Here is a 22,660-nt window from a genome sequence, read left to right as displayed (position 1 = left end):
AGATGCTGCTGAACACCATTCAACCCGGTGCCGGCGCCAAGCATGCCAAGCGTCGTGTAGGTCGCGGCATTGGTAGCGGCCTGGGCAAGACTTCCGGTCGTGGTCACAAGGGTCAAAAGAGCCGTGCAGGTGGTTTCCATAAGGTTGGTTTTGAAGGCGGTCAAATGCCGCTGCAACGTCGCTTGCCGAAACGTGGCTTCAAGTCGCTGACTGCTCGCTTCAATGCAGAAGTACGCCTGTCCGAACTGAACCTGCTGCCGGTTGACGAAATCGATCTGTTGGCACTGAAGCAAGCTGGTCTGGTAGACGCTCAGGCTCTGGTAGCCAAGGTTGTCCTGTCCGGCAAGATCGAACGTGCCGTTAAGCTGCGTGGCATTGCTGCGACTGCTGGCGCTCGCGCTGCTATCGAAGCTGCCGGCGGCAGTATTGAATAAGGCGCACTTACGTGTCGAATACTTCTCTAGTTGGAAATGCCAATAAATTTGGTGATTTGAAGCGCCGTATCATGTTCTTGATCGGAGCTTTGATTGTTTACCGTATTGGTGCGCATATTCCGGTGCCTGGTATCAATCCTGCCGAACTAGCGAAGTTGTTCCACACGTCGCAGACGGGCCTGCTCGACATGTTCAACATGTTCTCGGGCGGCGCCCTCTCGAGGTTTACGGTATTTGCCCTGGGCATCATGCCGTACATCTCTGCTTCCATCATTCTTCAGCTTGCCTCTGAGGTTCTTCCGAGCCTGAAGCAGCTGAAGAAGGAAGGCGACGCGGGACGTCGTAAGGTAACTCAGTACACACGTTATGCAACCGTTTTGCTGGCCTCTTTCCAGAGTTTCAGTATTGCGGTGATGCTGTTTAAGCAGCCTAACCTGGTGGTGACTGCCCAGTGGGAGTTCTACCTGACAACCGTGGTATCTCTGGTAACCGGCACCATGTTCCTCATGTGGCTGGGTGAACAGATTACCGAGCGTGGTATCGGCAACGGTATCTCGCTGATCATCTGTGCAGGTATTGCATCAGGTGTTCCGGCTGCCATTGGCAAGACGCTCACGCTGACCAGTCAAGGCTCGCTGCCCATCCTGTTTACCATCGTGCTGTTTGTCGGTGTTGCACTGATGACCTACGTTGTCGTGTTCGCAGAACGCGGTCAGCGCAAGGTTCTGGTGAACTACGCCAAGCGTCAGGTTGGTAATCGTGTCATGCAGGGTCAGAGCACGCACATGCCGCTCAAACTCAACATGGCAGGGGTGATCCCGCCGATTTTTGCATCCAGCATCATTCTGTTCCCTGCCACCATTCTTGGCTGGCTGGGCAACAATGAAAGCCTGGGTTGGCTCAAGGGCGTGGCTGACAAGCTGCATCCCGGTCAGCCGATCTATGTGCTGCTGTATGCAACGGCCATCATTTTCTTCTGTTATTTCTATACCGCGCTCGTTTTCAATCCGAAAGAGACGGCAGATAACCTGAAGAAGAGTGGTGCTTTCATCCCAGGTATCCGTCCAGGTGAGCAGACTTCGCGTTATATCGAGAAGATCATTCTGCGGCTGACATTGATCGGTGCAATCTACATTACGCTGGTTTGTCTGTTGCCGGAATTCCTCATCCTGAAGTGGAATGTACCGTTCTACTTCGGTGGCACATCACTGCTGATCATTGTAGTGGTCACCATGGATTTCATGGCTCAGGTACAGTCCTACGTTCTGTCGCATCAGTACGAAAGCTTGCTCAAGAAGGCTAACTTCAAAGGCAATGCACTCGGCCGGTGACATACGTGTTCTCGCTGGGTTATATGGCTAGGTAAGAACCATCCAGATGCAGGGTGAGATTTGGCAGTAGAGCAGCCGCCCTACTGCTGGATCAAACTTGAGAATGGACACGTCGTACTTGGGCATGATCAGCAAGCTTGTTTCAAAGCACGCTTATTGATTAAAAGGTCAGGGTGGCCAACACCGCCTGGACAGACCGCTGCCCGTATCGTGTTCCGTGCGAAATTACGCACTCGCTCTTTTAGAGTAACGAAAGGAACTGACATGCGAGTACAGCCTTCGGTAAAGAAGATTTGCCGTAACTGCAAAATTATCCGTCGCAATCGCGTTGTACGCGTGATCTGCACGGACCCGCGTCACAAGCAAAAACAAGGCTAACATTTGTTAGACCTGACTTTGCGTGTTACAATCGCAAACTTTTCAAGGTCTTAAGGCTTAAGGAAAGAGTATGGCCCGTATTGCAGGGGTAAACATCCCCAATCATGCGCATGCCGTTATTGGCCTGCAGGCAATTTTCGGCATCGGTCAAACTCGCGCCCAGCAGATTTGTGCTGCTGCCAGCGTGAACCCCTCCACCAAGGTGAAGGATCTGACTGACGCTGAGATGGAAACTCTGCGTGAAGAAGTTGCAAAGTTCACTGTTGAAGGTGATCTGCGCCGCGAAATCACGATGAGCATCAAACGTCTGATGGACATGGGCTGCTATCGCGGCATGCGCCATCGTCGTGGCCTGCCGTGCCGCGGTCAGCGCACTCGCACTAACGCGCGTACCCGTAAGGGACCGCGTAAGGCGATCGCCGGCAAGAAGTAACTAAAGGAACACAGAAATGGCTAAAGCAAACACAGCTGTCCGTGTACGCAAAAAAGTGCGCAAGTCTGTTAGCGAAGGTATCGTGCATGTGCACGCTTCGTTCAACAACACCATCATCACTATCACCGACCGTCAAGGCAATGCACTGTCTTGGGCTACCTCTGGCGGCGCTGGTTTTAAGGGCTCGCGCAAAAGTACACCCTTTGCTGCTCAGGTAGCAGCAGAGCATGCTGGTAAAGTTGCCCAAGAATACGGTGTGAAGAACCTCGAAGTTCGTATCAAGGGCCCGGGTCCGGGTCGTGAATCCGCTGTTCGCGCACTCAACGCGCTGGGTTTCAAGATCACCAGCATCTCCGACGTGACGCCGGTACCGCACAACGGTTGCCGTCCGCCCAAAAAACGTCGTATCTAATTCGGAGAGTGTGAGAACATGGCACGTTATATCGGCCCAAAATGTAAGCTCGCTCGTCGTGAAGGCACCGACCTTTTCCTGAAGAGCGCGCGTCGTGCACTGGATTCCAAGTGCAAACTGGATACCCCGCCTGGTCAACACGGCGCCCGTAAGGGTCGTCTGTCCGACTACGGTGTCCAACTGCGTGAAAAGCAGAAAATCCGCCGTATCTATGGCGTACTCGAGCGTCAGTTCCGCAATTACTTTGCGGAAGCTGTACGTCGCAAGGGCTCCACTGGTGAAAACCTGCTGAAGCTGCTTGAAGCACGTCTGGACAACGTTGTATATCGCATGGGCTTTGGCTCCACTCGTGCAGAAGCACGTCAGCTGGTAAGCCACAAGGCTATCGTTGTGAACGGCCAGGTAGTTAACATTCCGTCTTTCCAGGTTAAAGCTGGTGACGTAGTGTCTGTCCGCGAAAAAGCCAAGAAGCAAGCCCGTATCGTAGAGGGTCTGGCTCTGGCTGAGCAAGGTGGTTTCCCTTCCTGGGTGTCTGTTGACTCCAAGAAGATGGAAGGCGTCTTCAAATCTGCTCCGGAACGTTCCGAACTGTCTAGCGATATCAACGAACAGCTCGTTGTGGAATTCTACTCCAAGTAATCGCTAGCTCTTAGGGAATGACTATGCAAAACAGCGCTTCGGAATTTTTGAAACCTCGTCTGATTGACGTGCAGCCGGTATCTGCTACCCATGCACGCGTTTCGATGGAGCCGTTCGAGCGTGGCTATGCTCACACTCTTGGCAACTCGCTGCGCCGTATCCTGCTGTCGTCGATGCCGGGCTTTGCTCCTACCGAAGTGACTATCGCTGGCGTTTTGCATGAGTATTCCGCACTTGATGGCGTGCGCGAGGATGTCGTTGACATCCTCCTCAACCTCAAGGGCGTAGTGCTTAAGCTGCATGGTCGTGACAGTGTCGTGCTGACCTTGAAAAAGGAAGGCGAAGGTGCTGTCTTGGCTGGCGATATCGAGTTGCCCCATGATGTTGAAGTGATCAATCCGGAACACGTGATTGCCCACCTCTCTGTTGGCGGCAAAATCGACATGGAGATCAAGGTCGAAAAAGGCCGTGGCTATCAGCCCGTGTCTGCTCGTTCCATTCATGAAGAAAACCGTTCCATCGGTACCATTCAACTGGATGCTTCCTTCTCGCCGGTTCGCCGTGTGAGCTTTGCAGTGGAAAGCGCCCGTGTTGAGCAACGTACCGACCTCGACCGTCTGGTTCTCGATATCGAAACCAATGGCGTGATCGAACCGGAACAGGCCGTGCGCAATGCTGCACGTATTCTGATGGATCAGCTGTCGATCTTTGCTGACCTCCAAGGCACAGCGGTTGAAGAAGTCGTTGAAAAGGCGCCGCCGATCGATCCGATCCTGCTGCGTCCGGTAGACGATCTTGAACTGACGGTTCGTTCGGCCAACTGCCTGAAGGCTGAGAACATTTATTACATCGGCGATCTGATTCAGCGTACTGAAACCGAGCTTCTGAAGACTCCGAACCTCGGTCGCAAATCGCTGAACGAGATCAAAGAAGTTCTCGCTTCCAAGGGTCTGACTCTCGGCATGAAGCTTGAGAATTGGCCTCCGGCTGGTCTGGAAAAGCCGTAAGTTTGAGACTAAAGGACATTAACAATGCGTCATCGTTACAGTAATCGTAAACTGAACCGCACGACCAGCCATCGTCTGGCGATGCTGCGCAACATGGCGAATTCGCTGCTGAAGCACGAAGTTATCGTGACCACGCTGCCGAAAGCCAAGGAACTGCGTCGTGTGGCCGAGCCGCTGATTACGCTCGGCAAAAAGCCGTCTCTCGCCAACCGTCGTCTGGCGTTTGACCGCACTCGTGACCGCGACATCGTGGTTAAACTCTTCGACGTTCTCGGCCCGCGCTTCTCCGCCCGCAATGGTGGTTATGTGCGTATCCTGAAGTACGGTTTCCGTAAGGGCGACAATGCCCCGCTGGCTCTGGTTGAGCTGGTTGACCGTGCTGAAGATGCCGTTGCCGTTGTAGATGACTCCGCTGAATAATATTCGGTGAAGTTATGAAAGAAGCCAGCGAAAGCTGGCTTTTTTCATTTCTGCTTCAATCGGCTTGCAGCCTGTCCGGTGTTCGTCAGAATGCATACCTGGATTCAAGCACCTGCACTGGTGCACCAATTTCCAGAATTCCTTCATTACGTGCCACCAGATTCACGCCAAAGCAGATTCCCTCTGCCTGTTGTCTGGTCTTGCTGAGTGTCAGCATGGGTTCATTGTCAGCATCCACCTCTGCACTGATAGGGTCGGTGGTGATCATCTGGCAGCGGGTGCATGGCTTGGCCACTTCAAATACGATGTCGCCAATCTGAATGACCTTCCAGTCGTCTTCCTCATACGGCAATCCGCCCGTGACCAGCAAATTGGGACGGAAATGCTGCACCGTGACCGGTTTGCGCAAGTCCTGATTCAGTGCATCCAGCGAAGCCTGGTTTACTAACAGATAGGGATAGCCGTCTGCAAAAGACATGGGTGTCGCTGCTCCTTCTAGCAGGCGTGTTGAGTGCATGCCTAGCCACAGCAAACGGCAGGCTATACCCAGATAGTCGGACAGCCAGGCATCAACATGTTCATCCCCATGCCAGGCTGTGAAGTTGGCACGCCATACGGTTGCTGCCACCTTTTGCTTGTAGACCTGGGTCATGGCAAGAACGGGTGAGCGTCCTGGCGCACCTAACAACAAGCCCCCTGGTATCAAGGCAGTTGTAATCTGCAACATCCGTGGATGCTGACGTGCGGTCAGGAACTGTCCATCCGCTGTGCTGAGCAGCCATTCCCTGTCATGCAACAGCCCTTGTGTACTGGCAAATGCCCTGTCATAGGCAATCCCTCGTGCAGATTTCATCGGGTGCACAAACATCTGTGTCAGCTTCATGAGTGATCTTTCTGGCAAAGTCCAAGTCATGATCCTAGCATTCTTGTAGGACTGACGGTGCTGCAGGGGGGCAATTCACTTTTGCTCTGCTGGCTGATGATGTGTTCCGCATAATGACATTGGACTTTATTGTTTTGTTTTAGATCATCTGACGTCATTGTGGTGTTTGCTAAGCTACGTGGCTGGCATGCCATGGCGTCATTAAATTTGTTTTGCAGTGGTATCTGGCTAATACCGTCATCACTTTTAAATAGTACATGGGTAAACCCGGCTATATCTTCGTCTATAAAGATGTAGAATGACAAAAACTGATAATTAGAGCAGTTGCTCGCTTGAGACTGTCAACGGGAACAGAGAGAAAAAAATGAACACTACTGCCGGAATGTCATTACGCAGCCGCCTTATTGCCTGGCTGTTGCTGGTGGCCTTGCTGATTTGCTGTCTGAGTGGTCTTGCCCTTTACAACCAGCGCAATAGCTTGTTACAGGACAGGCAGGATAAAACACGCAATCTCGTTGAATCTGCGATGGGCATCATCAGTAGTTATGAGGCCCTTGAAGCAAGTGGCAAGCTCAGCGAAGCACAGGCCAAGCAAATGGCTGCCGCTGCTCTTATGGCCAGCCATTATGATGGCAAGGAGTACTTCTTCGGTTACGACCAGAACTGGAACTACGTCATTCACGGTGCCAAGGCAGCCATGCTGGGCAAGAATGTTCAGGGCTTGAAGACGCCAACGGGTGTTGATCTGGGGCAGTTGTTCATAGAGACGGTCAGCAAGGGCAATGGGCAAGGCTTTGCTGCTTATGTGTGGGACAAGCCCGGCTTCGACCAGCCTCAACCCAAGATTTCCTACTTGATGACCAGTCAGCGTTGGCACTGGATTATTGGTACCGGCATTTATCTGGATGATGTCCAGGCCGCATTCATGCAACAGTTGTGGCTGACGCTGGGTGAAGTGGCCGCCATTCTGGTGCTGTTGCTTATTGCCGGCCTGTTCCTGATGCGCAGCGTCCTAGGGCAACTGGGTGCCGACCCGGGTGAGACCATGCAAGTGGTTCGGCGCATTGCCGATGGCCATCTGGATACCCAGGTGAATGTGGTGGCAGGTGATACCAGCAGCGTGATGGCCGCCGTTCAGCAAATGCAGCAGCATCTGAAATCGCTGGTGCGGGAAATTGCCGATGAAGCTGTGCGCTTGTCTGGCATGAGTTCGGATGTGGCGCGCCGTTCCGATGCCGTGGTCAAAGGGTCTGACCAGCAAAGTGAGGCCGCCGCCGCCATGGCCGCCTCCATCGAGCAGCTGACGGTCAGCATCAATCATATTTCCAGCCATGCGCATGATGCACGTAATCTGTCGCAAGAGTCCGGCCGCTTGTCGCGCGAAGGAGGCGAGGTAATTTCCAGTGCTGTCAATGAAATGCACCGTATCAACGAGTCGGTGGATCAGGCGGCAGCAACCATTGCGGATCTGGCCAGCAAGACCCAGACCATTTCCAGCATCATGCAGGTGATCAAGGACATTGCCGATCAAACCAATCTGCTGGCGCTCAACGCGGCCATCGAGGCAGCACGTGCCGGCGAGATGGGACGCGGCTTTGCGGTGGTGGCCGATGAAGTGCGCAAGCTGTCGGAGCGTACCGGGCAGGCTACGCAGGAGATTGCCGGCATGATCCAGGAAATACAGAGCAGTTCTGACCAGTCGCGTGCCTGTATGGAAGAGGCTGTCGGCCGGGTGAAGAACGGCTTGCAACTGGCGGTTCAGGGGGGAGAAGCGATATCCCACATCCGGGATAGCGCCACCAGCGTGGTGGATGTGGTCAACGAGATTTCACATGCACTGAAAGAGCAGGGTAGCGCCAGTACCGAAATTGCACAGCAGGTGGAATTGATTGCTCGCAGCGCCAGCGGTAATGCTGAGGAGGCGGCAGGCACCTCGAAGGAAGTGCAGGCCATGCATAGCCTGGCCGACGATTTGCGTCAGCTGGTATCCAAATTCCACGTGTAATATCGCAGGCATGCCAAGCAAAAGCCCTCCGCAAGGAGGGCTTTGTTATGTCAGGGAGCACTGAAGTAAACTCCAGCCTCGCTGCTGCCTGCAGTGCATGCTCAAGGCATAGTGTTTTCGGTGCCGGGCTGCTTGTGTTTTTCCCGATAACGCTGATAGGCACCCAGCGCCATCGCCAGTAACAGCAAGCTGATACAGCCAGCTATCACCGGTTGATTACCCAGCTGCATGTAGGGCGTCAGACCTTGGTAGTCCTGCACCATGCCTTCCAGTACTTGCTGGGTGAACGGGGCTGCCACGCTGGAAATTTCGCCATTGGGACGCACAATCGCCGTCATGCCGTTATTGGTGGCACGCAGCATGAAGCGGCCTGTCTCCAGTGCACGGGCCTGGGATAGCTGCAAATGCTGACTCATGGCCACACTTTTGCCAAACCAGGCCAGATTGCTGACATTGGCCAGAATGCCAGCCTGCGCAGCAGGGCCGATCAGTTCTTCGCCAAAGCTGTCCTCGTAGCAGATATTGAAGGCAATGTGGTGGCCTGCCAGCAGCAAGGGTGACTGATTGGCACCACCACGGCTAAAGCCCGACAACGGCATGTTCATGTACTGGTAGATCCAGCCAATCAGACCGGGCAGCGGAATGAACTCGCCAAACGGCACCAGGTGATCTTTGGCGTAAGAGGGTAGCGCCGGATCGGTCAGCACCACCACGGCATTCAGGTAGCCGCGACCATCCGGGGTGCGGCGTGGAATGCCGGTCGCCAGCGCCATGTTCTTGCGCCGGGCATCACCTGCCACCATGGTGAGATAGCCAGAGGGCAGATCATCCAGAAACAGCGGCAGTGCGGTTTCCGGCAGGATCATCACGTCTGCCTGGGTACTGGCAACCTGTTGGTAATAGGTTCTCAGGGTTTGTTCATAGGTAGCCGGATCCCACTTCAATGCTTGTGGAATATCCCCCTGGGCGAGGGCAACCCGGTAGGGCTTGCCTGCCGGCTCTGTCCAGTTCACCGATTGCAGCCAGTAGCCGGCACTCCACAGCGCCAGCAGCAAACCGGCAGCCAGTGCGCGTTGCAGGCGCTGGCCATTGGCCAGCAGCAGCAAGGCCCCGGCGCTAAGGGCAACCAGATAGCTGACCAGATGGATGCCTCCCAGCGGGATAAAGCCTGACAAGGGGCTTTCTGTGACCTGTGAATAACCGACAGCACCCCAGGGAAAGCCGGTCATCACCCAGCTGCGCAGCCATTCGCCCAGCTCCCACAGGGCTGGAAAAGCCAGCAGCCAGCGCACCCACGCGCGCTGGTCTATGCGCAATACCAGCCAGCAAGCAAGGCCGGGCCAGATGGCCAGATAAGCAGGCAGCAGCACGACTAGCGGTACCGCCAGCGCTGCCGGCAGGCCGGCAATGTCATGCAGGCTGTTGTATATCCAGTGGAAATTGCTGGTATAGGCGGCCACGCCCCAGACATAGCCAATGCGAAAGCCAAGCGCGGGATTGCGTTGTACCAATTGTGTCAGGGCCAGTAGTGACAAAGGCAGCAAGCCATACAGCCGGTAGGGCGCAAAGCCGTAGAGGGTAAGTGCCCCGGCAAGTGCGGCGGCAATCAGTACAAGCAAGGTGCGCATGTCAGTCCTGGGCGCTGTTGGCGGTATTGCTGTGCAGCCGTTCCACCAGCAGGGTTTGCAGGCGACGGCTATCGGCGCGCAAGACCGTAAAGCGTAGCGAACCGGACTCGACGGTTTCTCCGCGTTTGGGCAGGTGGCCAATCAGCGAAATCACCAGCCCGCCCACGGTATCGACATCGTCGTCATCGTAGCTGGTGGCAAAGTATTCGTTGAAGTCCGCCACTTCGGTGAGGGCGTTGACGCGGTAACGCTGGTCGCGTACCGGTACGATATTGTTGTCGTCTTCCTCGAAGTCGTATTCGTCTTCGATATCACCGACGATCTGTTCGATCACATCCTCGATGGTGACCAGGCCCGACACACCGCCGTATTCGTCCACCACAATGGCCATGTGGTTGCGGTTGGAGCGGAATTCGCGCAGCAGCACATCCAGTGGTTTGGATTCCGGTACAAACACGCTGGCGCGCAGGGTGGCGCGCAGGTCGAAGCGGGCAGGGGCATGGAAGTAATGCAGCAAGTCCTTGGCCAGCAGAATGCCCAGCACATCGTCCTTGTTGTCGCCAATCACCGGAAAACGCGAGTGGCCGGTGCGCAGTACATCCGGCAGCAGGCGTTCAATGGGGTCATCAATGCGGATGACGTCCATCTGGCTGCGCGGCACCATGACATCGCGGGCGGTCAGGTCGCTGACTTCCAGCACGCCTTCAATCATGGCCAGCGCTTCGGCGTCCAGCAGATTGCGTTCAAAGGCGGAGTGCAGCAGGGTGATCAGCTCCTCGCGGTCTTCCGGTTCGCGCAGGAGCATGGCGGACAAACGTTCCAACAGGCTGGGCTTGTGTTTACTGGGGTCTTCCATGGGGTTAGCGTTTTTCCTCTAGATAGGGGTCGGGATATCCTAACTTCGCCAGAATGACAGTTTCAAGCGTTTCCATGATTTGGGCTTCTTCGTCATCCTCGTGGTCAAAGCCTTGCAAGTGCAGCATGCCGTGTACCAGCAGGTGGGCATAATGGGCCATCAGCTCAATGCCTTGCTCGGCGGCTTCTTTTTCCACCACCTCGGTGCACAGTACCAGGTCGCCAAACAAGGGCAGATCGGCAATGTTTTCGCCTTCGTTCAGCGCGAACGACAGCACATTGGTGGCATAGTCCTTGCCGCGGTAGGTGTGGTTGAGACTGCGGCCTTCCTCGCTGCCTACCAGCAGGATGCTGACCTGAGCCTGTTTCACATCGGCTTGCAAGGCGGCCTGGCAGCAGCGGCGGATCAGTTTGGCATCGGGCAGCAGCTGTGCCTGACTGCGGTCTTCCAGCGTCAGCTGCAGGCGGGCGGCCAGACGTGAGAGCGGGTTATTTCGCTTGGCTTGTTTCATCGTTGTTCAATTGATAGTTGTCGTAGGCGTCAACGATTTTCTGCACCAGCGGATGGCGCACCACGTCTTCGCTCTGGAAATGGTGAAAGTGGATGCCGCGCACGTGGCCCAGAATCTTCTCCACTTCTACCAGCCCGCTTTTCTGATGGCGTTGCAGGTCGATCTGCGTCACGTCACCGGTAATCACCGCGCGCGAGCCAAAGCCGATGCGGGTGAGGAACATTTTCATCTGCTCCGGCGTGGTGTTTTGCGCTTCGTCCAGAATGATGAAGGCATTGTTCAGCGTACGGCCACGCATATAAGCCAGTGGGGCGATTTCGATCAGGTTTTTTTCAAACAGCCGGGTAACGCGGTCAAAACCCATCAGGTCGTACAGGGCGTCGTACAGCGGGCGCAGGTAGGGGTCGACCTTTTGCGCCAGATCGCCGGGCAAGAAGCCCAGTTTTTCACCGGCTTCCACCGCCGGGCGCACCAGTACGATGCGCTTGATGGCATCGCGCTCCATGGCATCCACCGCGCAGGCTACGGCCAGATAGGTTTTGCCTGTACCGGCCGGGCCGATGCCGAAGGTGATGTCGTGCTGGCTGATGGCCTTGATGTAACCGCTCTGGCGCGGCGTGCGGCCACGCAGGTCGCCACGACGGGTCAGCAGCACCGGGGCGTCGGCATCGGCCTGTTGATTGTGCTGGCGGGCTTCCACCAGTTCCAGCTGTACGTCATCAATCGAGATGTCCTGCTTTTCCGCCAGCAGGTACAGGCGGGTCAGGCTGTAAACCGCAAGGTCGGCCTGCTCGCCACTGCATTTGAAGTGTTCGCCACGACGCTGGATTTGCACATCCAGACCGGTTTCGATCTGCTTGAGGTTTTCATCCAGCGGGCCGCACAAGCGTGCCAGCCGTTCGTTATCGACCGGATTGAAACTGAGAGGAGTGATATTCATGAGTCAGGGTCAGGAGTCAGTGGCTGAACAGCAGCGCCAGCCAGAAGCTGGCTTCCAGTACAAGCAAAACGCAGACCAGCAAGGTCAGCAACATGAACAGGCCGTTACGCAGTCCGGCCGAGGCCAGTTTGTCCAGCAAGCACAGCAGGCCGGCATACAGCAAGGCGGTGGGCAGCAGGGCAGCCGGGCCGGTCAGCAGCAAGAGCGATCGGCTACCCCAGTTGCCATTGCTGCCCGCTTGGCCCACCAGCAGACTGAGTGCCAGCAAAACGGGCAGGGCTAGCAGGCTGTAACGCACCACCTTGGCCGCATGACGGCGCAGCGGTGGTGGCTCGTGGGAACTGATGGTGTTGTTCATGCGTTTGGCCGGTCTTGCAGGATTTCCAGTCCGGCAACCGTCATGCTGGGGTGGAACTCGGTAATGTCATAGCGTGCCAGCCCGGCCTGGGCGAATGGGTCCTGCGCCAGCCGCAGCTGTAACGCATGACGTTCACCGCGCGCCAGAATGATGCCGCCGGTACGGGGTTCCTTGCGGCCGGAGGCCAGGAACAGACCGTCGGCATAGCATTGCTTCAACCACAGCACATGCTGTTCCAGCTGGGCGTCGATTTCCTCCAGCGGGGCGATATAACTGAGTGAAACGATGTACATGACGGGTCTGCGCCTTATGTGGATTAGTGGTCTTCCTGCAGCAGGATTTCGCCTGCCAGCGAATGCGGCCGCGCTTCGGTAATCACCACGTCTACCATCTGCTTGAGCAGACGCGGGTGACCGACAAAATTGACGACCCGGTTGTTGGCGGTACGGGCGGCCAGCATGTTCGGGTCTTTCTTGGAGATGTTTTCCACCAGCACGCGCTGCACGCTGCCTACCATGCTCTGGTTGATGGCAAAGCCACGTGCCTCGATCACCTCGTTCAGCGCTTCCAGACGACGCACCTTTTCGCTATGCGGGGTGTCGTCGGTGAGGTTGGCTGCCGGAGTGCCGGGGCGGGCGCTGTAGATGAATACATAGCTGAAGTCGAATTCCAGATCCTTGACCAGTTTCAGCGTTTGCGCGAAATCCGCTTCGGTTTCGCCGGGGAAGCCAACGATGAAGTCGGATGACAGGCACAGGTCCGGACGCAGCGCGCGCAGCTTGCGGATGATGGATTTGTATTCCAGCGCGGTATAGCCGCGTTTCATGGCGGTGAGGATGCGGTCGGAACCGCTTTGTACCGGCAGGTGCAGGTGCGAAACCAGCTTGGGCAGTTTGCCGTAGCAGTCGATGATGCGCTGGGTGAATTCGCGCGGATGACTGGTGGTAAAGCGCAGGCGTTCCACGCCCGGAATTTCGTGCACGTATTCCAGCAGCAGGGCGAAGTCGGCGATTTCACCATCGGCCATCAAGCCGCGGTAGGCATTGACGTTTTGTCCCAGCAGGGTGATTTCCTTCACCCCTTGCTGGGTGAGCCCGGCGATTTCGGTCAGCACGTCTTCAAACGGGCGGGACACCTCCTCGCCACGGGTATAAGGCACCACGCAGAAGGAGCAGTACTTGGAGCAGCCCTCCATGATGGACACAAAGGCCGCTGCGCCATCCACCTTGGCTGGTGGAATGTGGTCGAATTTCTCGATTTCCGGGAAAGAGATATCCACCTGGGCCGCACCGCTGTGCTGGCGGGCGCGGATCATGTCCGGCAGACGATGCAAGGTTTGCGGGCCGAACACTACATCCACATAAGGCGCGCGCTTGACGATGGTGTCGCCTTCCTGGCTGGCCACGCAGCCGCCAACGCCAATGATCAGGTCGGGCCGGGCTTCTTTCAGCGGGCGGATGCGGCCCAGATCCGAGAACACCTTTTCCTGTGCCTTTTCCCGCACGCTACAGGTGTTGAACAGGATGACGTCGGCTTCTTCCGGATTATCTGTCTTGATCATGCCTTCGGCATCGCCCAGAACGTCGACCATTTTGTCCGAGTCGTATTCGTTCATCTGGCAACCGAAGGTCTTGATGTATACCTTCTTCATTGCTTACAGGAATTCCAGCTGGTTCATTGGGGGGAGGGCGCCTTACTGCTGGCGCTGTTGCAATTGGGCGATTTCTTCGTCGCTCAATACCCAGATGCGATTGATGTTGCCTTGCAAGTCCAGTGTGATGCCTACCGTTTTACCCACCAGTGTGGGCAATTGTCCGGTCAGCACGAACAGGTTGTTGGCATCGAAGATGCGCAGCCCGGGCGCAGTGGTATAGCTCTGTCCACTGGGGATCACCAGCGCAACAAGCGTGTTCAGCAGCGAACTTTCGCTTTTGACAAAGGTGACGACATTGTTATCCACAGCGGAGAGCGTGCCGGCCATGATATTGGCGGGCAGCAGTCTGTTCACGGCCATGGCTGGCAGTGAGAGCAGACAGAGCAAGAGGGCGGTGATGAGTGTTTTCATAATCAAATGAATGTGTTGCCGGGAGTTTAGCACAGCCGCAGCGCGGGCGCAGGGGCTTGTGCGAGGAGGCCAAGAGCCGGTGTGGCCGTATTGCAGTGCGGTATGAAAATGCGCAAAGCCATGTGGGCTTTGGGCTTGATTAATTGTGCGCCGCAACTACAGCAGAAGGGAAAAAGGCACTGCTGCGGTGCAAATCCTGGCGCTGGCAAGGCCTTGCCGGCCTTTGCATGCACCACGGTGTGGTTTTTTTTTGTCGCCATGTAGTTGAAAACTTACATTTTTTGCGTTTTGCGCTTCCACCGCCATGCGGGCTCTGCTATAAGTTCACCGCATTGCTGAGTACGTTTTAGCGTTTGATCAACAGCAAGCTTGTGATGGCGTGTTGCCTGGCCGGGGCAGCGGGCATAGCACACTGCTTGCCGCAAGAAAGACAATACATGAGCCGCGTTTTGCTGATCGGTAGCATCAACATGGACCTGGTGGTGGAAGCAGACAGCTTTCCGCGTCAGGGGGAAACCCTGTTTGGCCGCCGCTTTGCCACTTATCCCGGTGGCAAGGGTGCCAATCAGGCCGTGGCGGCTGCCCGTCTGGGGGCTGAAGTCAGCCTGATTGCCTGTGTCGGGCAGGATGCCTTTGGTGTGCAATTGCTCAGTGGCTTGCAAGCAGAAGGTGTGGATACCCGCTGGGTAGCGCAGGTCAGTGACGCCACCGGCATGGCCAGCATCACCCTGGCCGGTGGTGACAATGCCATCATGGTGGTGCCGGGGGCCAATAATGCCGTGTCACCTGCCCAGCTGGATGCGGCCGAAGCCGCCTTTGCCGAGGCCGATGTAGTGCTGGCCCAGCTGGAAGTACCGCTGGCTACCGTCGAGCATGCGGCCATGCTGGCAGCCCGCCATGGCAAGCCTTTCATCCTGAATCCGGCTCCGGCCCAGCCGCTGCCGGCAAGCTTGCTGCAACAGGTTTCACTGCTGACGCCCAATGAATACGAGCTGGCGGTGGCACTGGGCAGCCAGCAGCCTTGGCAGCAACTGCTGGCCAGCCGTCCGGCAGGCATCGTGATGACGCAGGGCAGCCTGGGTGCCAGCTATGCGGATGCCGACGGTGTTCTCCGGCAGGTGCGTGGTTTTCCGGTGTTTGCCGTGGATAGTACAGGCGCTGGAGATACCTTTAATGGTGCACTGGCGGCGTTCTGGTCGCAGGGGCTGGCTGAAGCAGTCCGCCGTGCCAATGCTGCAGCGGCATTGTCGGTGACCAAGCAGGGTGCACAAAGTGGCATGCCTACCCTGACCGAGCTGCAACATTTTCTGGAACAACAAGCATGAAAAAGCTGGGACATCTGAATCGCGACATCGCGCGCGTGCTGGCCGGCATGGGCCATACCGACAGTCTGGTGATTGCCGACTGCGGCCTGCCGATTCCGCCTGGTGTGGAATGTATCGACCTTGCGCTGGCGCTGGGCGAGCCGGGCTTTGCCCGCGTGCTTGACACGATACTGGCGGATTTCCAGTGCGAGCGCGCGGTATTCGCGGAGGAATGCCGCAGCCACAATCCGGCGGTGGTCGGGCAGGCGGAGGCACTGGCCGCGCAGGGCGTGGTACTGGAGTTTGTCAGCCATGAACAATTCAAGCAGCGCTGCCAGGAGGCCAAGGTCATCATCCGTACCGGTGAATGTACACCGTACGCCAATGTGATCCTGCACTCCGGCGTGATTTTCTGAGGACCGGATGATGAATGTTGTCATGCAGGGCATCAGCAAGGCCTTTGGCCCGGTCCGGGTGCTGGAAGAAGTGGACTTCGCCATTGCCGGTGGAGAAATCCATGCCTTGATGGGCGAGAATGGCGCAGGTAAATCCACCTTGATGAAGATTCTCAGTGGGGTGTATCGCAGTGATGCCGGCAGCATCGTGATTGACGGCCAGACGGTGGATATCCGCTCCACCCGTCAGGCCGAAGCCTGCGGTATTGCCATCATCCATCAGGAGCTGAACCTGATTCCGCAACTGTCGGTGATGGAAAACCTGTTTCTTGGCCGCGAGCCGTCACGCTTTGGGGTGATCGACAGCGCCCGCATGCAGCGCGAGGCGCAGGCGCAGCTTACTGCGCTGGGTGCCAGCGGCATCGACCCGGAAGCGGAAGCCGGCAGCTTGTCCATCGGCCAGCAGCAAATGGTGGAAATTGCCAAGGCACTGGCGATGGACGCACGTGTACTGATTATGGATGAACCTACGGCCGCGCTGACCGAACGGGAGATCGACACCCTGTTTGGCCTGATGCAGGCGCTGAAAGCACGTGGGGTGGCCATTGTGTATGTGTCACACCGCATGGAGGAAATCTTCCGCATCTGCGACAAGATCAGCGTGCTGCGCGATGGCCGCTTTGTTGGCGAGCGGGTGATTGCCCACACCGATTTTGATGAAGTGGTGCACATGATGGTGGGGCGTGAAATCGGCGACCGCTTTCCACGCCGCACCGTACAACCGGGTGCCGTACGCCTGCAGGTGGATGGGCTGGCGGACGCGCATCATGTGCGCGACATCAGTTTTGCCGTACGGGCTGGCGAAGTGCTGGGTGTGGCCGGATTGATGGGCGCTGGGCGCAGTGAAATCCTCAAGACTTTGTTTGGTCTGAATCGCCGCACGGCGGGTACGGTGTTGCTGGATGGCGAAGCGGTCAGTCTGCACAGCCCCGGTGCCGCCATTGCCGCTGGCCTGGCCTTTGTCACGGAGGATCGCAAGAGCCAGGGCCTGGTGCTGGGCATGTCCTTGCGCGAAAACGCCACCCTGGTGCATCTGCCGCAGTACGCGCGGCTGGGTGTGGTGTCCGACGCGGCCGAGCAGCAGGCGGTGGCCGGCTTGATCGAGCAATTGCGCATACGCACCCGCGACGCCGAACTGGAAGTCAAATCGCTGTCCGGCGGCAATCAGCAAAAAGTGGTGTTTGCCAAATGGCTGGCCCAGCCACCCAAGGTACTGCTGCTGGATGAACCCACCCGCGGGGTGGATGTGGGTGGCAAGGCCGAGATTTATCACATCATCAATCAACTGGCTGCGGCGGGCGTGGCCATCGTGATGGTGTCGTCGGAACTGCCGGAAGTCATGGCCATGAGCAACCGCATCCTGGTGATACACGAAGGCCGTCAGACCGGCCTGTTCGAGGCTGCAAAGGCCACCCAGGAAGGCATCATGGCTGCGGCCACCGGTACGGCGCACGCCGCCTGAACAAGAGCAAGGGAATAAATAATGACTCCAAAACAAAAAGCCACCCTGCAGAAGCTGGGACCCTTCATCGCCCTGGTGCTGGTGTCTGTCGGCTTGGCCGTACTCAGCCCGGACTTTCTGACCGTGGCCAACCTGCTGAACGTGATGCGGCAGGTGTCCATCAATGCGCTGATTGCCTTTGGCATGACGCTGGTGATCCTGCTGGGCGGCATCGACCTGTCGGTGGGTTCCATCCTGGCGCTGTCCTCGGTGGGCATTGCCACGCTGATCCAGTCCGGCGTCAACCCGATGCTGGCCACCCTGCTGGGGGTGATCGGCGGTGGTGTGATGGGCCTGCTCAACGGCCTGGTGGTGAGCAAGGGCAAGGTGGCCCCGTTCATTGCCACCCTGGCCTCGATGACCATACTGCGCGGCCTGGCGCTGGTGGTGTCCGGCGGCAGCCCGATCACGGGTTTCAACAGCGATCTGTTCTCCATGCTGGGCGGCGGTTATGTGGCCGGGCTCGTGCCGATTCCGGTGGTGTGGATGCTGATCATGTTCGGCCTGTTTGCCTTCCTGCTGAAGAAAACCGTATTTGGCCGCCATGTCTACGCCACTGGCGGGAATGAGGAAGCCGCACGTCTTTCCGGGGTGAAGGTGGATCAGATCAAGCTGTGGGTCTATACCATTTCCGGTGCCATGTCGGCCATGGCCGGGGTGGTGCTCACCTCGCGCCTGAATTCCGCCCAGCCCACTGCCGGTAGCGGCTATGAGCTGGATGCTATCGCCGCCGTGGTGCTGGGGGGGACCAGTCTGACCGGCGGCCGTGGCTGGATTTTCGGCACGCTGATGGGGGCGTTGCTGATCGGCGTGCTGAACAACGGCCTTAACCTGCTGGGCGTATCGTCCTTCTACCAGCAGGTGATCAAGGGTGTGGTCATCTTGCTGGCGGTGCTGATCGACCGTAGCGGCAAAAAGTAAACGCAGGTTTTGAATCAACAAAAGTCCTGTCCAGGGCTGTTTAACGCAACGTAGTCAATATCAGGGAGACTCACCATGAATCGCATTCTTCATCCGCTGCTGGCCAGCATGTTGGTATTCGGCATTGCCGCCTGCTCCAAGCAAGGTCCGGACAGCGCCGCCCCGGCTGCTGCCAGTGCACCTGCCGCTGCTGCCGAAGGCCAGCTGACCGTCGGCCTGGCCGTATCCACGCTGAACAACCCCTTCTTTGTATCGCTGCGCAAGGGCGCCGAAGATGAAGCCAAGAAAGACGGCGTGAATCTGATTACCGTGGATGCCCAGGACGACCCGGCCAAGCAGCAGGCCAGTGTGGAAGACCTGATCCAGAAAAAAGTGAACGTCATCCTGATCAACCCGACAGATTCCTCCGCCGTGGCCAATGTAGTGAAAGAAGCCACCGGCAAGGGCATCAAGGTGGTGTCGCTGGATCGCAGCGTAAATGGTGCCGAAGTCAGCGCCCACATTGCCTCGGATAACGTCGCTGGCGGCAAGATGGCCGGTGAATACCTGCTGGAAAAGCTGGGTGGCAAGGGCCGTATCGTCGAGCTGGAAGGCATTGCCGGCTCCTCTGCTGCACGTGAGCGTGGCGAAGGCTTCCACAAGGTGGTGGATGGCAAGGCCGAGGTGAAACTGCTGGCCAAGCAACCGGCAGATTTCGACCGCGCCAAGGGCCTGTCGGTGATGGAAAACATCATCCAGGGCAACAAGGACATCCAAGGTGTGTTTGCGCATAACGACGAAATGGCGCTGGGCGCGCTCAAGGCCATTCAGGCTGCGGGCCTGAAAAACGTGGTGGTAGTGGGCTTTGATGCCACTGCCGACGCCGTTGCCGCCGTGAAGGCCGGTACGCTGGCAGCTACCGTGCAGCAACAACCTGAGCTGATAGGCCAGTACGGCATCCAGACTGCCAAGAAACTGGCCGCCGGTCAGAGCGTGGACAAGTTCATTCCGGTACCGCTGAACCTGATCAAGCAATAAGCGGGAAGCCATGCCTGGCACAGGGTTTTTCCGCTGACCACGGATTGTTGAAAACCTATCTCGCTTTCCTTCGGGAAAGCGAGGCTCCCTTCTTAAATCAGCAAGGCAAGGGTGGGGGGATTGGGAATAGACAAGAAGGCTGCGGAATCAATCTGTGAATGGAGAGGCCCGGCTTTGCCGGGTCCTGTGTAATCGTACCAATGTTATTGCTAGCCGCCCGCTTGTAATACAATCGCTACAAGCCAGCCAACCCCCGCTGCTGACCAGGCTTCGGGGGTTGTTGCTGTCGGTGACCAATTCCTTACAGAAAGTCTTGCGTGACTGCCTACAAGCGTCTCACCATCGATGATATCGCCAGCCTGGCTGGCGTATCCCGTACCACGGCCAGCATGGTGCTTAATGGGCATGCCGAGCGTTATCGCATTTCGCCCACCACGGTCGAGCGCGTGGAAAAGGTGGCACGCGAGCACCACTTCAACCCCTCGCAATCGGCACGCTCATTGCGCAGCAAGCGTAGCAACAGCATCGGGCTGGTGATTCCCGATCTCACCAACTCTGCCCATGCCACGCTGGCACAAGCCATGGAAAACCTGTGTCGCGAGCGCGATTACCAGTTGGTGCTGGTGACCAGTGACGAAGATCCGCAACGCGAAGCCGAAGGCATGGCGCACCTGGTGGCGCGTCAGGTGGATGGTATGGCGGTGGTGCCGTGCAGCAGTGACGCAGCCTTGTATCAGAAGTGGACCAGCCGTCTGCCGCTGGTGTTTGTCGACCGCCGCATCGATGGCAGCGGCATACCGTCGGTGGTGACGGATGCCACCGATACCGTGGCTAGGCTGATAGGCAGCAAGCTGGCACAGGGTGTGCAGGAGGTAGTGTATTTTGGTGGTCAGCCCACTCTTTCTCCCAGCCGTGACCGTCTGGCAGGTTTCCGCCAGGCCTTGCAACAGCAAAGTATGCAGGCCCCGGCAGAATGGGTGGTGGAGCGCGATTTCCAGCGCAGCTCCGGCTTTGCCATGATGCAGCAGTGGTATGCCGCCAAAGGCCGCTATCCGCAAGCCTTGTTTACTGCCTCCATTACCTTGCTTGAAGGGGTGTTGTCCTTCATGAGCCAGACCCACCATCTGCGCGAGGCTCCGTCCTGTCTGATGACTTTTGACGATCATCCCTTGCTCGACTGCCTGCCCATTCCGGTGGATGCCATCGTGCAGGATGGGCAAAGCATGGCCGAGCAATGCCTGCAACAGATCTTTTCCCTGTTACAAGGGCTGCCACCGCTGCAAACCGATATCGCCATCCCTGCCCATATCACCAGTCGATAACGACTTGCTCCTCTTCCGCCCTCTCCTATAGTGCCAAGGAGATGTTGCGGAGCAGCCGGCATGTCATCCCCCCTTCCTGTTAAATCATCGGCGTTCGCCATGACCGGCGCGGCGCGTCGGCGGCGGCTACTGGCACAGCTGCTGTTCTGGGCGTGGCTGGGCTATGCCATCGCAGGGCTGGTGGGCATGAACTGGCAAGCGCTCCGGCAATGGGGTGGGTCTTTTTGTACCAGTGGATGGAGTGAGCGAAGATGAGCGAGGCAGTATTGGTCGCAAGTAGAATGGATGAGGTACGCGCGCTGGCGGATCGGGTCATGCTGTGGACCCTGAGCGGTTTGCTGCTGGTATGTGCATGCCTGGCACCCTGGTATGGCAGTTGGGTAGAGCTGGCGCTGATCGGTGTGCCCGCCCTGTTGTTGCCACTGGCTTTGTATCGCCTGTGTCCTGCCGGTGATGCGCGGGTGCGCTTTGCCGTTGCCATTTCGCTCATGCTGTTTGCTGCGCTGATGATTCATCAAAGCCGGGGCATGCTGGAGTTCCATTTCTCCGTTTTCTGCTTCCTGGCGTTTCTGCTGTTCTATCGCGACTGGCGCTGCATTGTGCTGGCTGCGCTGTTTATTGCCGTTCATCACATCAGCTTTTATTTCCTGCAACTCAATAGCCTGCCAGTATTCGCCTACCCCGGCGCGGTTAGCTTCTGGGTCGTCTTGTTACATGCGGCTTTTGTCATCGTCGAGACGGTAGTTCTCAGCTTGTTCGCCGTGCGCATGCAGTGCGAAACCCTGGAGGCGGCGAGCGTAGCCGAAGCGGCTGAGTCGATCGGGCAGGGTAATCTGCGGGCACCGCAGAACTTGTTGGCGCAGCAGTTGCCGCTGCTACACAAGGTCGACGAGATGCGTCGCTCGCTGGTCAGCATGCTGTCTGCGATTGCCGGCAAGGTGCTCACCATCGATCAGGCTTCTACCACGCTGAGCGAGCAGGCCATGCAGTTGCAGCAGCATGTCAGTGGCCAGCGCCATAGTGTGTAGCCGATCGACGCTGCCATGCGTCAGGTTAACGGGGCCATTGGCTCGTTAGGCGAGGAAGCTGGCACAGCCAGCCGACTGACTGGCGGCACCATGGCTTTGGCCGAGGAGAGCCGGCAAGTCATCGCGGCTACCTTGCAGGAAATCAGTACCATCGCCGTGGAGGTGCAGGGTACCAGCGAGCGCATCGAGCATTTGAGCGCAGCAACCGACCAGGTGGCGCGTATCGTTGGCGTAATTCGTGAAATCGCCGATCAGACCAACCTGCTGGCGCTGAACGCTGCCATCGAAGCCGCTCGTGCCGGTGAGCAGGCGCGGGGGTTTGCCGTGGTGGCCGATGAAGTGAGAAAGCTGGCGGAGCATACCAGTGCCGCCACCCAGGAAATCAACCAGGTGATTCGTGCCATTCACGACAGCAAGACCCAGGCGGTCAACGGCATGCAGCAGATGGTCGCCAGCATCAGCAGGGGCGAAACGCTGACCCGCCAGGCCGATCAGGCCATTCATGGCATGGCCGATGCCGCCAGTGAGGCGGCACAGATCGTGCAGCATATCAGCCAGCAATTACAGCAGCAGTCACAACGTATCGACGAGATACACCAGTCGACTGACGGTATTGCCCAGGGTAGTGCCGAGTCTGATCAGCGCTTGCATGACTCCACCGCGCTCGCCATGCAGATCGAACAGGATATCCACGACATCAACATGCAGATCAGTCGTTTCCGGGTTAGTTGACAGGTAGCGGTAGGCGCTGGTCAATTTCCATGCCTGGTGCATGGAGTCTGGATGACGCGTCACGGCCGGTATGCTAATGT

At 57.5% G+C, this 22,660-nt stretch carries 26 protein-coding genes; 17 read left to right on the top strand and 9 right to left on the bottom strand.

What is annotated here, in order from left to right; genetic code table 11:
- Positions 1-2 precede the first annotated feature (2 nt).
- The 8 genes from rplO to rplQ all read left to right on the top strand — a co-directional run bounded on the left by rplO (position 3) and on the right by rplQ (position 5,054).
- Positions 3-434, top strand: a complete 432-nt coding sequence (gene rplO, locus HWX34_RS05510) for a 50S ribosomal protein L15 (RefSeq protein ID WP_045846881.1) — start codon at positions 3-5, stop codon at positions 432-434.
- Positions 435-445: 11 nt separating this feature from the next.
- The gene (gene secY, locus HWX34_RS05505) at positions 446-1,765 is read left to right on the top strand and encodes a preprotein translocase subunit SecY (protein WP_045846882.1); all 1,320 of its coding nucleotides are present in this window, start codon (positions 446-448) and stop codon (positions 1,763-1,765) included.
- Positions 1,766-2,029: 264 nt separating this feature from the next.
- Positions 2,030-2,143, top strand: coding sequence for a 50S ribosomal protein L36 (gene rpmJ, locus HWX34_RS05500; RefSeq protein WP_011137711.1), 114 nt, complete (start codon positions 2,030-2,032; stop codon positions 2,141-2,143).
- 70 nt (positions 2,144-2,213) lie between these two features.
- Entirely contained in the window at positions 2,214-2,576 is a 363-nt protein-coding gene (gene rpsM, locus HWX34_RS05495; protein ID WP_045846883.1) for a 30S ribosomal protein S13, read from the top strand.
- A gap of 16 nt (positions 2,577-2,592) precedes the next feature.
- Positions 2,593-2,988: a 30S ribosomal protein S11 gene (gene rpsK / locus HWX34_RS05490; RefSeq protein WP_008955659.1), complete on the top strand. Its 396-nt coding sequence runs from the start codon at positions 2,593-2,595 to the stop codon at positions 2,986-2,988.
- Between the two features lie 18 nt (positions 2,989-3,006).
- On the top strand, positions 3,007-3,627 hold the full coding sequence (gene rpsD, locus HWX34_RS05485) for a 30S ribosomal protein S4 (protein WP_045846884.1): 621 nt from the start codon (positions 3,007-3,009) through the stop codon (positions 3,625-3,627).
- A gap of 23 nt (positions 3,628-3,650) precedes the next feature.
- Positions 3,651-4,634 (top strand): DNA-directed RNA polymerase subunit alpha, encoded by a 984-nt coding sequence (gene rpoA, locus HWX34_RS05480; protein ID WP_045846885.1) that lies wholly within the window; start codon positions 3,651-3,653, stop codon positions 4,632-4,634.
- Positions 4,635-4,658: 24 nt separating this feature from the next.
- The gene (gene rplQ / locus HWX34_RS05475; protein WP_045846886.1) at positions 4,659-5,054 is read left to right on the top strand and encodes a 50S ribosomal protein L17; all 396 of its coding nucleotides are present in this window, start codon (positions 4,659-4,661) and stop codon (positions 5,052-5,054) included.
- Between the two features lie 85 nt (positions 5,055-5,139).
- On the opposite strand, the gene HWX34_RS05470 is transcribed toward rplQ, so the two are convergent.
- Positions 5,140-5,937, bottom strand: a complete 798-nt coding sequence (locus HWX34_RS05470; RefSeq protein ID WP_178971345.1) for an MOSC domain-containing protein — start codon at positions 5,935-5,937, stop codon at positions 5,140-5,142.
- A gap of 364 nt (positions 5,938-6,301) precedes the next feature.
- Here HWX34_RS05470 and HWX34_RS05465 point away from each other — a divergent pair, with 364 nt between their 5' ends.
- Entirely contained in the window at positions 6,302-7,942 is a 1,641-nt protein-coding gene (locus HWX34_RS05465; protein ID WP_178971344.1) for a methyl-accepting chemotaxis protein, read from the top strand.
- A 101-nt stretch (positions 7,943-8,043) separates the two neighbouring features.
- Here the strand turns inward: HWX34_RS05465 and lnt are convergent, their stop codons facing one another.
- From lnt to HWX34_RS05425, 8 genes are read right to left on the bottom strand one after another with little or no spacing between them, the layout of a single operon-like run.
- Entirely contained in the window at positions 8,044-9,570 is a 1,527-nt protein-coding gene (gene lnt / locus HWX34_RS05460) for an apolipoprotein N-acyltransferase (protein ID WP_178971343.1), read from the bottom strand.
- Position 9,571: 1 nt separating this feature from the next.
- Positions 9,572-10,426: an HlyC/CorC family transporter gene (locus tag HWX34_RS05455; RefSeq protein ID WP_178971342.1), complete on the bottom strand. Its 855-nt coding sequence runs from the start codon at positions 10,424-10,426 to the stop codon at positions 9,572-9,574.
- A gap of 4 nt (positions 10,427-10,430) precedes the next feature.
- Positions 10,431-10,937 carry an rRNA maturation RNase YbeY gene (ybeY, locus tag HWX34_RS05450; RefSeq protein ID WP_178971341.1) on the bottom strand — a complete coding sequence of 169 codons (507 nt, stop codon included), beginning with the start codon at positions 10,935-10,937 and terminating at the stop codon, positions 10,431-10,433.
- Positions 10,915-11,877 carry a PhoH family protein gene (locus HWX34_RS05445; RefSeq protein ID WP_178971340.1) on the bottom strand — a complete coding sequence of 321 codons (963 nt, stop codon included), beginning with the start codon at positions 11,875-11,877 and terminating at the stop codon, positions 10,915-10,917. Before HWX34_RS05445 ends, ybeY begins: the two co-directional genes overlap by 23 nt.
- 16 nt (positions 11,878-11,893) lie before the next feature.
- Entirely contained in the window at positions 11,894-12,235 is a 342-nt protein-coding gene (locus HWX34_RS05440) for a hypothetical protein (protein WP_178971339.1), read from the bottom strand.
- Complete coding sequence (locus HWX34_RS05435; protein WP_178971338.1) at positions 12,232-12,528, bottom strand: YciI family protein; 297 nt, start codon at positions 12,526-12,528, stop codon at positions 12,232-12,234. The genes HWX34_RS05440 and HWX34_RS05435 overlap by 4 nt, the downstream gene beginning before the upstream one ends.
- A 23-nt stretch (positions 12,529-12,551) precedes the next feature.
- Positions 12,552-13,886 carry a tRNA (N6-isopentenyl adenosine(37)-C2)-methylthiotransferase MiaB gene (miaB, locus tag HWX34_RS05430; protein ID WP_178971337.1) on the bottom strand — a complete coding sequence of 445 codons (1,335 nt, stop codon included), beginning with the start codon at positions 13,884-13,886 and terminating at the stop codon, positions 12,552-12,554.
- 42 nt (positions 13,887-13,928) lie between these two features.
- Entirely contained in the window at positions 13,929-14,300 is a 372-nt protein-coding gene (locus HWX34_RS05425) for a hypothetical protein (protein WP_178971336.1), read from the bottom strand.
- Positions 14,301-14,737: 437 nt separating this feature from the next.
- Here HWX34_RS05425 and rbsK point away from each other — a divergent pair, with 437 nt between their 5' ends.
- From rbsK to HWX34_RS05385, 8 genes are all read left to right on the top strand, one after another.
- Positions 14,738-15,625, top strand: a complete 888-nt coding sequence (gene rbsK, locus HWX34_RS05420; protein ID WP_178971335.1) for a ribokinase — start codon at positions 14,738-14,740, stop codon at positions 15,623-15,625.
- The gene (rbsD, locus tag HWX34_RS05415) at positions 15,622-16,020 is read left to right on the top strand and encodes a D-ribose pyranase (RefSeq protein ID WP_178971334.1); all 399 of its coding nucleotides are present in this window, start codon (positions 15,622-15,624) and stop codon (positions 16,018-16,020) included. The genes rbsK and rbsD overlap by 4 nt, the downstream gene beginning before the upstream one ends.
- Positions 16,021-16,027: 7 nt before the next feature.
- Entirely contained in the window at positions 16,028-17,521 is a 1,494-nt protein-coding gene (locus HWX34_RS05410) for a sugar ABC transporter ATP-binding protein (protein ID WP_304506132.1), read from the top strand.
- A gap of 21 nt (positions 17,522-17,542) precedes the next feature.
- Complete coding sequence (locus HWX34_RS05405; RefSeq protein ID WP_178971333.1) at positions 17,543-18,481, top strand: ABC transporter permease; 939 nt, start codon at positions 17,543-17,545, stop codon at positions 18,479-18,481.
- 75 nt (positions 18,482-18,556) lie between these two features.
- A complete protein-coding gene (gene rbsB, locus HWX34_RS05400; RefSeq protein ID WP_178971332.1) occupies positions 18,557-19,498 on the top strand; it encodes a ribose ABC transporter substrate-binding protein RbsB in 942 nt (313 codons plus the stop codon).
- Positions 19,499-19,815: 317 nt separating this feature from the next.
- Positions 19,816-20,820, top strand: coding sequence for a LacI family DNA-binding transcriptional regulator (locus HWX34_RS05395; protein ID WP_178971331.1), 1,005 nt, complete (start codon positions 19,816-19,818; stop codon positions 20,818-20,820).
- A gap of 281 nt (positions 20,821-21,101) precedes the next feature.
- On the top strand, positions 21,102-21,848 hold the full coding sequence (locus HWX34_RS05390) for a hypothetical protein (RefSeq protein WP_178971330.1): 747 nt from the start codon (positions 21,102-21,104) through the stop codon (positions 21,846-21,848).
- A gap of 15 nt (positions 21,849-21,863) precedes the next feature.
- On the top strand, positions 21,864-22,580 hold the full coding sequence (locus tag HWX34_RS05385) for a methyl-accepting chemotaxis protein (protein ID WP_178971329.1): 717 nt from the start codon (positions 21,864-21,866) through the stop codon (positions 22,578-22,580).
- Positions 22,581-22,660 lie beyond the last annotated feature (80 nt).

This window comes from Aquitalea sp. LB_tupeE (assembly GCF_013391415.1).
Lineage (GTDB): Bacteria > Pseudomonadota > Gammaproteobacteria > Burkholderiales > Chromobacteriaceae > Aquitalea.
Note: the sequence above shows the minus strand (reverse complement) of the source record. Positions and strands in the feature narration are given on the sequence as shown.